Source organism: Cohnella thermotolerans DSM 17683 (assembly GCF_000429825.1).
GTDB classification, from domain to species: Bacteria; Bacillota; Bacilli; order Paenibacillales; family Paenibacillaceae; genus Cohnella; species Cohnella thermotolerans.
The window spans coordinates 37,504-51,126 of the sequence record NZ_AUCP01000048.1; the positions used below are offsets into that span (position 1 = coordinate 37,504).

Consider the following 13,623-nt stretch of genomic DNA (forward strand, 5'->3'; position numbering starts at 1 on the left):
GGAGACGCGAAGATGCGCCCTGCCAAAGGCGAGAAACATTGGGTTATTCCCGACGGTTACATCCCCCCGACAAGCGCGGGCTCCCTCGAGAGCCACGAGTCGGTCTGCGTGCTGAACGTCTCTTCCGAAGAAGCGCTGCTTAATTTTACGATTTACTTCGAAGACCGGGAGCCGCTGGAGGACATTCTCGTCGTCGTTCCGGCCAGACGCACCAAGCATATTCGCACCTCGTCGCTGAACAAGGAGGGAACGCCGATTCCGGTCGGCGTTCCTTACGCGATCGAAGTGCGCAGCGACATTCCGGTCATCGTGCAATACAGCCGGCTCGACGCGACGCAAGCGGAGAACGCGCTCATGTCGGTCGTCGCTTATCCGGTCAAATAACGCGAAAGAGGGGACTTATCCGCATGTCATCCCAAATCGAACGCAGCTACCAGGAAGCCAAGGAGCTTTATGCCAAGCACGGAATCGACGTCGACCGGGCGCTGGAGAAGCTGAAGCAAATCAAAATTTCGATGCACTGCTGGCAGGGCGACGACGTTCGCGGCTTCCTCAACCGCGAGCAGGATTTAACCGGCGGCATCTCGGTTACGGGCAATTACCCCGGCGCCGCACGTACCCCGGACGAATTGCGGGCGGATTTGGAGAAAGCGTTCTCACTCATCCCCGGCAAGCATAAGGTCAATCTTCACGCCATTTATGCCGACACGGAGGAAAAGGTCGAGCTGGACCGGCTGGAGCCGAAGCATTTCGAGAAGTGGGTGGATTGGGCGAAGAGGCACGGGCTCGGGCTTGATTTCAACCCGACCTGCTTCTCGCACGAGAAGTCGAGCGACGGCTTCACGCTGAGCCATCCGGACCCGGCGATCCGCCGGTTCTGGATCGACCATTGCAAAGCTTCGCGCCGCATCGGCGCTTACTTCGGCGAGCAGCTCGGCCAAACGTGCGTCACGAACGTCTGGATTCCGGACGGCTTCAAGGACATTCCGGCCGACCGCCTGGCGCCGAGACAACGGCTCAAGAGCGCGTTGGACGAAGTGTTTGCGGAGGAGCTGAACCCCGCGCATAACCTCGACGCCGTCGAGAGCAAGCTGTTCGGCCTCGGCGCGGAAGCGTACACCGTCGGCTCGCACGAATTCTATATGGGCTACGGCCTGCAGAACAACAAGCTGATCTGCCTCGACGCCGGCCATTTTCACCCGACCGAGGTCATCTCGGGCAAGCTGAGCGCGCTTGCGCTGTTCGCGGAAGGCATTCTGCTGCACGTCAGCCGTCCGGTCCGGTGGGATAGCGACCACGTCGTCATTCTCGACGACGAGCTGCTGGACATCGGCCGCGAGCTTGTGCGCGGCGATCTGCTCGGCAAGACGCACATCGGCCTCGACTTCTTCGACGCCAGCATCAACCGCGTCGCGGCTTGGGTCATCGGCACGCGCAACACGATCAAGGCGCTGCTGCGCGCCATGCTCGAGCCGGTGGAAGCGCTGCGGCAAGCGGAGCTTGCAGGCGATTACACGACCCGACTGGCACTGAGCGAAGAATTCAAGACGTATCCGTTCGGGGCGGTATGGGATTACTACTGCGAGCAAATGGGCGTTCCGGTGCGCGAACAATGGCTGGCCGAAGTGAAGGCTTACGAGCAAGAAGTTTTACTGAAGCGCGGAGGTTGATGCCGCTTGGCTAACGTACTCGCATACGATCTCGGAGCGAGCAGCGGAAGGGCGCTGCTCGGGCGGCTGACCGACCGGCGGATCGAGACGGAAGAACTGCACCGGTTCCCGAACGATCCGGTGCGGGTCGGCGACCGGCTGCACTGGGATATTCTGCGGCTGTACCACGAATTGAAGCAAGGCTTGCTCAAAGCCAAGCACCGGGGGCTTGAGGTGCGCAGCCTCGGGATCGATTCGTGGGCCGTCGATTTCGGTCTGATCGGCTCGAACGGGGAGTTGCTCGGCAATCCGTATCATTACCGGGACCGGCATACCGACGGGATGATGGAGCGGCTGTTCGAGGTCGTCCCGGCGGCGGAAGTGTTCGCCAGAACCGGCATTCAATTTCTGCCGTTCAATTCGATTTTCCAGCTGTTTGCGCTCAAGCGGGCAAGATCGCCGATGCTGCGCGAAGCCCAGCGGTTCCTCCTGATACCGGATTTGCTCCGCTACTTCATGACCGGCGAGATGCGGAGCGAGTTCACGAACGCCACGACGACCCAGCTGTACAATCCGGCAGAGGGCGGTTGGGATTCGGAGCTGCTGCGCCGGATCGGCGTTGCGGAGTCGCTGTTCGTGCAGATCGCGATGCCGGGCGAGCAAGTCGGCGCGCTGCGGTCTTCGCTGGCCGAGGAGCTCGGCGTCGCGCCGATTCCGGTCTATGCGGTCGCCGAGCACGACACCGGGTCGGCCGTCGCCGCCGTTCCGGCGACCGAGCGGTCGTTCGCCTATTTGAGCTGCGGCACGTGGTCGCTCATGGGCACCGAGGTGGACCGGCCGGTCATTAACGACCTGGCGCGGGAGCTGAACTTCACGAACGAAGGCGGCGTGAACGGAACGTTCCGCTTGCTCAAGAACATTATGGGGCTGTGGATTCTGAACGAGACCCGGCGGGAATGGGAGCGGGAGGGACGGTCGTATTCGTTCCCGGAGCTTGTGCGAATGGCCGGAGAGGCGCCGGCCTTTGCCGCCTTTATCGATCCGGACGACGACGCCTTCCTTCCCCCCGGCAATATGCCCGAACGCATTCGCCGCTATTGCGAACGTACGGGACAGAAGGCGCCGGATCAGCCGGGCGAGGTCGTCCGCTGCGTCTTGGAAAGTCTTGCCCTCAAATACCGTTACGTGCTAGAGTTGACGGAGCGGCTGTCAGGCGGACGGTTTAACGGGCTGCACATGGTCGGAGGCGGCATTCAAAATACGCTGCTCTGCCAATGGACGGCGAACGCGATCGTAAGGCCCGTCTGGGCCGGTCCGGCGGAAGGCAGCGCGATCGGCAATCTGGCCGTGCAGTGGATCGCCCGTGGCGAATTCGCCGACATTTGGGAAGCGCGCAAGGTCATTCGCGATTCGTTCCCCGTCGACGTCTACGAGCCGTGCGAGGGCGAACAGTGGGAGAACGCGTACGGCGAATTTTTGCGCGCGACGGGATTGGCTAAGTCGTAACGCCGACGATTATTCAGCGAACGAAAGAGGTTGAGATCGAACCATGCTGGCAGCAGAACGCTACGAGAAAATCGTGCAGCTGGTAAACGAGAGGGGAAGCATTCGGGTGTCCGAGCTAAGCGAGCTGTTCCAGGTGACGGAGGAGACGATCCGCCGCGACCTGGACCGGCTGGAGTCGGCCGGTCGGCTGCGCCGTTCGCACGGGGGGGCGGTGAGCGTCAAGGATCAGTCGCAGCACCCGGAAATTCCGTATGCGGAGCGGGAGATCGTCCACGCGGAGGAGAAACGGCGCATCGCGGGGGCTGCGATCCAACTCATCCGTCCGCGGGATCGAATCCTGCTGGACGCCAGCTCGACCGCCTGGTACATGGCGGCCAGCATGCCGGACATCCCGCTGACGGTGCTCACCAATTCGATCAAGGTCGCGACCGAGCTCGCCTCCAAGGAGAAGATCGAAGTCATCTCGACCGGCGGCATTCTCGCGCAGCGGTCGCTGTCCTTCGTCGGCCCGCTGGCCGAACGCTCGTTGGACACGTATCACGTCGACAAAGTGTTCCTGTCGTGCAAAGGCGTTCATCTCGAGCGCGGCATCAGCGAGTCCAACGAGCTGCAGGCTCGCGTCAAGCAGAAGATGGTCGGCATGGCCGACGAAGTCATCGTGCTCGCCGACGCCAGCAAATTCGGCGTTCAGGCGTTCACCCGCGTGGCCGATCTCGCCGACATCGACGCCATCGTGACCGACCGCCGCATCGACCGGGATACGGTGCGGCAGCTGGAAGAGCGGTCGATCGCCGTCACGGCGGTTTGATCTTGAACATTGCGAAGCCCTTGGCCGACTTTGGCCGGGGCTTTTTTCAAGCCGTGCAGAGGCAGCGTAAGCAACGCTTACCGCCTCCGGGATGCGTGGCTTCCGGCACCAAACTTCGGCGGCAGCCGGAACATCGTCGCGGCAGATGAAATCAGCGATAAGGGACAAGGAAGATGAGCCGATAACTTCGTGATTATTTTCACATACAAGGATCGTGTCCCGCGTTACACTGGAATCGACGAAGATCATTCAATCTATGGAGGGATTCCCGTGAAAACGCACGAACCGTTGACGCCCCGCACGGCGCCCGAAGCGGCGGCTTTATGGAATCGGCTGGACGACGCTATCATGCGGGTGCGGACGGAGCACGCGCAATTGCAGGACGGCCTGCAGCGCCTTTACGAAGCGGCCTGCGCCGCCCGAAGCGAGGAGGATCCCCGGCTCCTGAGCGACAAACTGACCGTATTGGCCGCGACCGTCCGAGAGTACAAACGGCAGCTCAACGCCCATTCCGAATGGGAAGAGACGGAGCTGTTCCCGCTCGCCGTCTGGTATTTCGGCAACGATATGGACGTGTTTACGCTGATGGAGCAGGAGCACGAGCTGGCGGAGCATCATATCGACGTTTTCCTCGAGCAGCTCGATCAAGCTCCGCGCCCGGTCCGGCATGAAGACGCGGTTCGAATGGCTTCTTCCTTGCTTCAAGCGTATGCGCTCCTGAAGAACCACTTTAAGGAAGAAGAAGAGATTCTCGTCGCTTTCGCGGATCAATCGAACGGTTATGGATTTTAAACCGATCAAGAAGGAAAACGCTGGCCCGCTGGAACTGCGATGATCGAGAAAGCTCTGTCGAAAAAATCGCGTATGGACGCAAGCCTGCTCCGTTATCTGCTGTCGTCTAGCCTGGCCGGCGCTTACGTCGGCATGGGAGTCGTGCTGATGCTGTCCGTCTCCGCGCCGCTGTACGCGGTCCATTCTCCTGTTACGCCGCTGGTTATGGGGCTGAGCTTCGGCATCGCTCTTCTTCTCGTCGTGTTCGCCGGAGCGGAACTGTTCACGGGGAACAACCTGACGTTCGCGGTAAGCGCGCTGGCTCGAAGGACGTCCTGGACCGACGCCGCCCGCTTGAAGAGAAGCGCCGCCGGAAGCGGGCGGCGGATCTAGCCGGGGCGCAACGGGCGCGGCGCGCTTGTGCCGGGAATGGGAACTTCCAGTCGCTCCAACGCGCCCGCGCCGGATTCGCCCCCCGCACCGAATCTTTCGCCGCAAATCCCCGACGGCTCATCCACGTTCCCGTTCGTTCTCCCGCCTCGCGCCATTTCCATATCGGCTTCTGTCCCTGGTATTTCCGCCAATCCACCCTGCATACCGCCTTCTGGCTTTGCCTAAAAACTTCAGAATCAAGTCTCGGATCCTTCAGGGGATCCGCAGTTTTCGCCTCCAATGCGCGCATAGAATGAAAAATTTGTATGTAATATTACATTACATAATCCACAATATTTCGTTGACAAACTTTTGCGACTTTGATATGTTAATAACATCATATTATTAATTAAGGCGATGGTCGCTGAAGAAATAGAGAAAAAAGAGGTTTTTGGCGTGAATAGCGTGGGATAATGGTTCTTATTTCTATTGGTTAATTTCATCCAATTAGTAAATAGAAAGGGCGGTGTCAACAATTCTGTCGGTGAAGCACGATCAAGAGTACATCAAGAACATGAACCGTCTGCTCGTTCTGGAGCTGATTCGCAAGCATCGTCCCGTATCGCGGGCGGAATTGTCGAAGCTGGCCAAGATGAGCGCCACCGCCATCGGAAGAATCGTCGGCGATCTGATCGAGGGGGGACTTGTCCAGGAGACCGACCAGTTCTCGAGCGGAGTCGGCCGCAAGGCGACAATGCTGGATATCGTCAACCATTCCATTATCTCGGCCGGCGTGGAGATCGACCGCAACGTCCTGAAGATCGGTCTGGTCGACCTGGACGGCAGCATTCTCGCGCAGGTTCAGCATTCTTTAACGCCGCCCGCCTCCCAACCCGAGCCGCTTGCCGGTCTCATTGCCGAATCGCTGTCCGAGCTGGCCGAATCGAAAGGGCTCGCGCTATCCAAGTTTACCGGAGTCGGAATCGGGATGCCGGGCGTCATGGACACGGCTTCGGGCAAAGCCGTCGTCTCCGCCCAACTCGGCTGGTCCGACGTGCCGTTCGCTCCGATGCTGCAGGACAAGCTGGGGCTGCCGGTCGTGCTGGACAACGACCTGAAGGTGAAGGCCCTCGGCGAGAGCGGAACGGCCGCCCTTTCCGAAGAGAACAAGACGGTGTTAATCAGCATTGGAAGCGGTGTCGGCTCCGCGATCGTTATTGAAGGGAAAATTTACAGAGGAGCCAACAACATTGCGGGGGAGATCGGCCATTCCACCATCGATCCGAACGGCAAGCTGTGCGAATGCGGCAAGCGGGGCTGTCTGCAAACCTACATTACGGATCTTGCGATGCTGCAGGAAGCCAACCAGATCAAGCCGGTCGCGAGCGTGGACGAGCTGTTTGCCCTGATGAAGAGCGGGGAGAGCTGGGCGTACAACATTATCGACCGGGCCTGCACGTACATTGCGATTACGATCAATAACGTCGTCTGTACGTACAACCCGGATACGATCATCATCACCGGCCATTTCATCGACAGCCATCCCGACATTTTGGACAAGGTGCGAGGCAAGCTGAAGGAATTTATATGGGAGCCCTTCGTCGGCACCTTCAAGCTGACCCGTTCTCAGCTGGGCGATCAGGCGGTCGTGATCGGAGCGGCCAAGCTGGCGCTCCAGCAATACCTTGGCAACGGACTTCAATAACAACAGCCGATTACGGGGAGGACGCATCATGGAAGAAGCGTTGGTAAGGGAGTACCGCGGGGACATTGAGGAATGCGTACACGCCGGCCATATTTGCGGAGTGGACGACAAAGGCGGAATTCGCTATTCGGTCGGCAATCCGGAGGCCGTCTCGTATCTCAGATCGGCGGGCAAGCCGTTCCAGGCGATTCCGGTCGTTCGGCACGGAGCGGACGTCCGGTTCGGCTTGACCGACGCCGAAGCGGCGATTACGATCGGGTCTCATCGCGCAGAGCCCTTCCACGTCGAAGCGCTGGAATCGATTATGCGCAAGACGGGGCTGACCGAGGACCAGCTCATTTGCCATCCGACTTATCCGTTAAGCGTTTACGCTACGGAAAATCTGCTGCGGAGCCAGAGCCCGAAGAGAGCGATTTATCATAATTGCTCCGGCAAGCATCTCGGCATTCTGGCTCTGTGCAAGGCGATGGACTACCCGACGGAAAGCTACGGGGAGCCGGATCACCCGGCTCAGCGGGAAATTCTCGAGACGCTGGCTTATCTGGCCGATTATCCGAAGGAGAAGATCGGACTCGGCACCGACGGCTGCGGGTTCCCGGTTTTTGCGATGCCGCTCAATGCGCTGGCGACCGCCTATCTGAAGCTCGCTTGTCCGGATCTGATCGAGAATTCCGAAATCCGCAGCGCGGTCGTTACGATCGTTCGGAGAATGAATCTCCACAGCGAGATGGTGGCGGGAACGGACCGGATCTGCTCCAGTCTGCTGCTCGACCCGAACATCGTGGCCAAAGGCGGAGCCAAGGGCGTCTACTGCTTCGGACTGAAGAAGGAGAGACTTGCGTTCGCCCTGAAAGTGCTCGACGGCTCGGAGGACGAATGGCCGCTCATTGTCGCTTCCATTCTGGAGCAGATCGGCTACGACAATCCGGAGACCATCGAACGCATGTACAAGCTGGCGCCGCTCGACATTCGCAACGACAACCGGCGGATTGTCGGCCGGAATCAACCCGTGTTTACGTTACATCTTCATAAATAACGTAACGAGCCTTGTCCCACCGGGATCGGGCGAACATCAAACAAGAGGAGAGATACGGAATGGGGAACAGAAGATGGCTGACGGGCATTGCCGCTGTGTCGCTGCTATCGGCGGCGTTGACGGCTTGCGGAGGGAACGGCAATTCGGATTCCGCCGCTAGCGCAGGCTCCAGTGCAAGCGCGGGCTCCGGCGGGGGAAAGGTGAAAATTTCGTACCTCGATCCGCTTCCGAGCTCCGAGCGTACGGCCTTCATGCAGGACATGATCAAGAAATTCGAGGAGCAAAATCCGAACATCACCGTCGAGTACATGTCCGTACCGTGGGATGAAGCGAACAAGAAGTGGATGACGATGGGCGCGGCGGGCATTCTTCCCGACGTCATCAGCATCGACGACACTTCGCTGGCCGGAATGGCTTCGGCCGGATATATTCAAAGCCTGCAGCCTTTTTATGACAAGTGGGATCAAGCAGCCAACCTGACGGAAGCGGCCAAGCAAGCGCGCAACAAATACAAAAACGAAGTTTACGCGATTCCGGACGCGTTCCTGCTGCAAGGCTTGTTCATTCGCACCGACTGGTTCAAGGAGAAAGGCTTGCCCGAGAAGATCGACACTTGGGACGATTACTTCGAAGACGCCAAGAAGCTGACGGACGCGAGCAAAGGTCGATACGGCATTTCGTTCCGCGGCGGCGCGAACGGCATTATCAGAGCCATGGAATATGTGATGGCCGCTACCCACTCCGACAGCTGGTTCGATAAGGACGGCAAGTCGATTCTGTACACGCCGGAAGGCAAGGCGGCGTTCAAGAAGTTCTACGATCTGTACCTGGACGGCTACTCGCCGAAGGAGTCGGTCAACTGGGGCTTCAACGAGATGGTCCAGGGCTTCATGACCGGCCAGACGGGCATTCTGAACCAGACGCCCGAGGTCATCGCGGTCGCGCAGAAGAACATGCAGGAAGGCACCTGGAACGTCGTTCCGATGCCGAAGTCGGATGACGGCAAGCGCTACATCTTCTGGGGCTTTACGGCCGCTTATGCGATGTCCGCGAACACCGAGCACAAGGACGAAGCCTGGAAATTCATCGAGTTCCTCAGCTCTCCCGAGAACAACCTGGCCTACAGCAAAGCGAACACAAGCATTCCGATTTATAAGGAGAATCTGAAGGACCCCTTCTTCAGCACCGGTCCGATCGCAGGCTATGCCGGTTCGATGGCGGATTCCAACATCGTCTTCGCCGGACCGCCGAGCTACCTGACCCGTCTTGGCGAATTCACCGGCACTTATGCCGTGCAGGAAACGCAGAAATATTTGACCGGGAATCAGGATCTGGACACGACGGTCAAAAACTTGGCCGACTGGCTTACCAAAGAGCAAACCGCTTATTTGCAACAGAATCCGCAGTCCTAATACGACCAAGAAATACGGCACGCATAGCCAAGCGAGCTTGGTTATGCGTGTTTTCATCTAGCGAAGGTGGTGAATGAAGACATGTCCGCAACGAATACCCGCAGCGCCCGCCCCTCTGTCAGCCGCAGACGGCTGCTTCGCAGATTGGAACCGTATCTGCTGCTGCTGCCGGCTCTGGTGATCGTTCTGGCCTTTTTCGCCTATCCGGTTCTTAAGGCCGTTCAACTCTCGTTCATGCATTACGTTCTGTTCGAGCCCCAAAATATCGCTTATTCGGGCTTCGCGAACTTCAAAGCGCTGTTTGCGGATCCTGTCATGCCTCGCATTCTGTTCAATTCGCTCGTATGGGTCGTCGCTACGGTAGGGCTGCAGTTCGTGCTCGGCTTCGCCTTGGCGCTGGCGCTAAACAAGAAGTTCAGAGGCAAGAACGGGCTACAGGCCGTCGTCTTCCTCCCGTGGGCGGTGTCGGCCTTCCTGATCGGAATGATCTTCAAGTGGATGTTCAACCAGCAGAACGGCCTCATCAACCATCTGCTGATGGGGCTCGGGCTGATTGACCGGCCGGTCGCGTTCCTCGCCATTCCCCATACTTCGATCATTCCGGTCATCATCGCGATGATCTGGTACGGGGTGCCTTTCTTCGGCATCATGATTTTGGCGGCGCTGCAGTCGGTGCCTCACGAAATTCACGAGGCCGCGGACATCGACGGCGCCGGTCGGGTAAGACAGCTTTTCCAAATTACGATTCCGTATATAAAGCCGACGCTCGTGCTGACGGTGCTGCTCCGCGTCATCTGGGTGTTCAACTCCGCAGACTTGATCTACATCATGACGGGAGGCGGCCCGGCGAATACGTCCGACAATTTGCCTTCGTATATTTTCAACAAAGTCGGCTATACCACGGACTTCGGGCAAGCTTCGGCGCTTGGGGTGTTGATGCTGGTCGTCCTGACCCTCTATACGATCGTCTTCCTGCGGATCACGAAATACAGGGAAGCGGGTGAGATTTGATGCGATTGTTTCTTCGGAGAAAAATGCCGGGGCTGGTCCGATTCGTCGTGCTCGGGCTCTTCCTGATCGGAACGCTGCTGCCTTTCTGCTGGATGTTCGTGACCTCCCTGAAGTCGAGGCGGGAAATTTACGGATCGACGCTGACGCTTTGGCCGAAGGATTTAACCTGGGCCAATTACGCGGAGACGTTCCGGACGTCCAACTTTCCGCAATATTTTGCCAACAGCTTGATCGTCAGCCTGATCAGCGGCGCGTTGGTGCTCGTCGTGTCCATCCTGGGAGGCTACAGCCTGGCCCGGTACCGGTTCAAGGGAAAAGGCGTCCTGATGCTCGTATTCCTGGCGACGCAGATGGTGCCCGTCATGGTCATGCTCGTTCCGCTCTTCATCGTGTTCGGCAACTTGCATCTGCTCAATACGCTGAGCTCGCTCATCATCACGTATACGGCGATCAACATTCCGTTCTGCCTCATTACGATGTCGGGGTTCTTCCAACGAATTCCCGTCGCGCTGGAGGAAGCGGCGATGATCGACGGCTGCAACCGGATGATGACGGTCGTTCGGATCATTCTGCCGATCATGCTTCCGGGCATTGTCGCGACTTTCGTGTTCGCGTTTACAGCCGCTTGGAACGATTTGTTCTTCGGCGTCATGTTTACGACGAGCGAAAGCGTGAAGACGGTGCCGGTCGGGCTGAACAGCTACGTGCAGAAGTTCGACGTCAACTGGGGCGAGATGAGCGCCGGCGGCGTGCTGTCGCTCCTTCCCGTCGTCGTGCTGTTCACGTTTATTCAGCGGTACATCGTATCGGGCCTGTCGCAAGGCGCGGTCAAAGGCTAAAGATAACGGAGTGAAGAGAGATGCTGTTGGAAGTGATTGCAACGTGCGCGGACGACATTCTCCGGGCGGCCGAGGGAGGCGCCGACCGCGTCGAGCTGTTGACCGGCATGCAGGAGGGCGGCATGACGCCAAGCGTCGGCTTGATCGAAGAGGCCGTCGGGCTGTCCGTCCTTCCGGTTCATGTGATGATTCGGCCGCATAGCCGCTCGTTCGTTTACGACCGCTACGATCTTCGCGCGATGATCCGGGATGTCAAGGAGGCGCGCCGGGCGAGAGCGGCCGGCATCGTCGTCGGGGCGCTGACGGCGGAAGGCAGGGTGAACAAGGCGGCGTTGCTGCCGATTCTGGAGGAAGCGGGGGAGATGAACGTCACGTTTCACCGGGCGTTCGACGAGGCGCGCGATCTGGAAGAGGCGCTGGAGGATTTGCTGACGCTGCAGCGCATTAACCGGATCTTGACCTCCGGCGGCAAGAGCAGCGTGCTGGATGCCGAAGAGACGATCGCCCGCCTGGCGAAGCGTCTTCACGGCACCTCCGTCCGGCTGCTGGCGGGGAGCGGCCTGACGCCGGATACCGTTGCGGATTTTGTTAGGAATACCGGCGTCGAGGAAGTTCACTTCGGCCGCGGCGTCCGGTATAACGGGCAAGCTTCCGAACCGATCGATCCTCGGATCGTTCGCGGAATCAAGCTTGCCGTAGGCGAGCGGGAGCGAAAAATCATCAGGTAACGGCTGGAAGTTGTACGCTTGCTACTGGAAAGAGGTAGGACGAAATGAAAGACATCTATATCGGAATCGATCTGGGCGGAACGAAAATGCTGGCCGTCCTCGCGGACAGCGCCGGATCGATGCTGGCCAAGGTTAAAGAGGAGACGCTCGCGGCAAGGGGGACGGAAGATACGATCCGGAGGCTGACCGGCATGGTCGAGCGGCTGCTTGCGGATACGTTCCCCGTTCCCGGGGACTATGTCATCCGGGGCATCGGCATCGCCGTCGCCGGCATTCTGAACCCTTCGCTTGGAACCGTCGTGCTCGCCACCAATTTGCAATGGGACAACGTTCCGATCGGACCGATCTTCCGGGAACGGTTCAACTGCCCGGTTCAAGTGATCAACGACGCCAACGCCGCCGCGCTGGGAGAATGGCTGGCCGGCGCGGGAGCCGGGGTTCGCGATATGATCTTCGTCACCGTCTCGACAGGGATCGGGGGCGGCATCATTAGCGGCGGCCGCTTGCTGCTCGGCGCTTCGGACAGCGCGGCGGAGCTGGGGCATATCAGCATCGACCGGCACGGTCCGTTATGCGCCTGCGGCAACCGCGGCTGCATCGAGCAGTACGCGTCGGGCAACTCGATCGCCCGGATCGTCAAGGAAGAGATCGCCAGCGGGAAAACGAGCGGGGAAGCGATTGTGCGTTTAGCGGGCGGAAGCCCGGATCGGCTGACCGCCGAGCATGTGGCCGCCGCAGCCAAGGACGGAGACGAGTACGCGATCGAGACGCTTGCGGAAGCGGGCACGGCGCTCGGACTGGGGATGATCTCGATGATCCATCTGGTCAATCCGCAGGCCGTCATTGTCGGCGGGGGCGTATCCCGCAGCGGCAGCCTGCTGCTCGACCCGATGAAGGCTGCCGTGCGAAAGCACGGGATACCCGGAATGGTCGCCGGCGTGTCGTTCGGGCTTGCCCAATTGGGCGAGTACGCCGGCGGAGTCGGAGCCGCTTTATGGTGGCGCTATGCAGCGCAGCTTGCCCGGCCGGATGCCGCCGTCTCGAGGAGATGAAACTCCAAGCCGGCACCGAGGGGGGAGAAGAAGGGTCTGCATAATCGAGAACCGGTTAGCAGGCCCTTCTTGAGCTGCTGGGAAGTTTGGCGGGAAGAACGCCGCCGGCCGGGCACGGCCGTATTCGCGAACGGAACGCTGGCGAAATATTTGAAGATAGGCGGGCACACCTAGCCCGACCAGGCAATCCGAATACAATGAAGAGGCTCCTGCGGCATGCGGCGTTGGAATCTTCCCTGCGTCAAACCCGACATCATCGCCATCCCAGGGTCAGCAGTTTCGATACCGCCGAAGGGCGGAATACGTGCCGCGGACGCTGCGCAAGCACGGTGTGCTCGGCCAGCCGAAAGGTCGAAGCGGATAAAAACCATTAGCTTTGCCTAAACAAAATCATGATTTGTCAAGCTATTTAGGGCTTGCTGAACGCCCCGAAAAGCTGTAAAAAATCGCATAATAACAAGGAATTCGGGATTTGTATGTCGAAATCATATGCAAAGGAATCTTCGGAAAACAGCCCAAAATCCTTGCAGATGGAGCGACGAAAATGTTCAAGCCGACCGCACACCTCGACAATCAATTGATCCTGCCTGGCGATTTCTTTCTTCCCTTCGGCGGAAAACTGGATGAAGAGAATCGCTGGGTTCAGTTGGCACAGTTGGTGCCGTGGGCGGCGGCTGAACAGAAATACGGTCGTTTCTTCAAAGACACCTTCCGCGGTCAGCAAACGATCAGCC

The 13,623-nt window shown here is 59.1% G+C and carries 13 protein-coding genes and 1 pseudogene; all 14 read left to right on the plus strand.

Features of this window, described 5'->3' with window-relative positions; translation table 11 throughout:
- Positions 1-12 precede the first annotated feature (12 nt).
- On the plus strand, positions 13-384 hold the full coding sequence (locus G485_RS0110090; protein WP_027092456.1) for a sensory rhodopsin transducer: 372 nt from the start codon (positions 13-15) through the stop codon (positions 382-384).
- A gap of 23 nt (positions 385-407) precedes the next feature.
- Complete coding sequence (gene rhaA / locus G485_RS0110095; protein ID WP_027092457.1) at positions 408-1,670, plus strand: L-rhamnose isomerase; 1,263 nt, start codon at positions 408-410, stop codon at positions 1,668-1,670.
- A 6-nt stretch (positions 1,671-1,676) separates the two neighbouring features.
- Entirely contained in the window at positions 1,677-3,155 is a 1,479-nt protein-coding gene (locus G485_RS0110100; RefSeq protein WP_027092458.1) for a rhamnulokinase, read from the plus strand.
- A gap of 43 nt (positions 3,156-3,198) precedes the next feature.
- Positions 3,199-3,963: a DeoR/GlpR family DNA-binding transcription regulator gene (locus G485_RS0110105; RefSeq protein ID WP_027092459.1), complete on the plus strand. Its 765-nt coding sequence runs from the start codon at positions 3,199-3,201 to the stop codon at positions 3,961-3,963.
- 270 nt (positions 3,964-4,233) lie between these two features.
- Positions 4,234-4,755 carry a hemerythrin domain-containing protein gene (locus G485_RS25900; protein WP_051318158.1) on the plus strand — a complete coding sequence of 174 codons (522 nt, stop codon included), beginning with the start codon at positions 4,234-4,236 and terminating at the stop codon, positions 4,753-4,755.
- 39 nt (positions 4,756-4,794) lie between these two features.
- Positions 4,795-5,127, plus strand: a complete 333-nt coding sequence (locus G485_RS0110115; RefSeq protein WP_027092460.1) for a formate/nitrite transporter family protein — start codon at positions 4,795-4,797, stop codon at positions 5,125-5,127.
- 505 nt (positions 5,128-5,632) lie between these two features.
- Entirely contained in the window at positions 5,633-6,811 is a 1,179-nt protein-coding gene (locus tag G485_RS0110125; protein ID WP_156922249.1) for an ROK family transcriptional regulator, read from the plus strand.
- 28 nt (positions 6,812-6,839) lie between these two features.
- Complete coding sequence (locus G485_RS0110130) at positions 6,840-7,847, plus strand: asparaginase (RefSeq protein ID WP_035155556.1); 1,008 nt, start codon at positions 6,840-6,842, stop codon at positions 7,845-7,847.
- Positions 7,848-7,906: 59 nt separating this feature from the next.
- Positions 7,907-9,259 carry an ABC transporter substrate-binding protein gene (locus tag G485_RS0110135; RefSeq protein ID WP_027092463.1) on the plus strand — a complete coding sequence of 451 codons (1,353 nt, stop codon included), beginning with the start codon at positions 7,907-7,909 and terminating at the stop codon, positions 9,257-9,259.
- An 81-nt stretch (positions 9,260-9,340) separates the two neighbouring features.
- Positions 9,341-10,270, plus strand: a complete 930-nt coding sequence (locus G485_RS0110140; RefSeq protein ID WP_084423239.1) for a carbohydrate ABC transporter permease — start codon at positions 9,341-9,343, stop codon at positions 10,268-10,270.
- A complete protein-coding gene (locus tag G485_RS0110145; RefSeq protein WP_027092465.1) occupies positions 10,270-11,109 on the plus strand; it encodes a carbohydrate ABC transporter permease in 840 nt (279 codons plus the stop codon). The genes G485_RS0110140 and G485_RS0110145 overlap by 1 nt, the downstream gene beginning before the upstream one ends.
- A gap of 20 nt (positions 11,110-11,129) precedes the next feature.
- The gene (locus G485_RS0110150) at positions 11,130-11,837 is read left to right on the plus strand and encodes a copper homeostasis protein CutC (protein ID WP_027092466.1); all 708 of its coding nucleotides are present in this window, start codon (positions 11,130-11,132) and stop codon (positions 11,835-11,837) included.
- Between the two features lie 44 nt (positions 11,838-11,881).
- Entirely contained in the window at positions 11,882-12,889 is a 1,008-nt protein-coding gene (locus G485_RS25905; RefSeq protein ID WP_051318160.1) for an ROK family protein, read from the plus strand.
- 544 nt (positions 12,890-13,433) lie between these two features.
- Positions 13,434-13,623 (plus strand): annotated as a pseudogene (locus tag G485_RS0110160) (IS5/IS1182 family transposase); the annotation flags it as partial.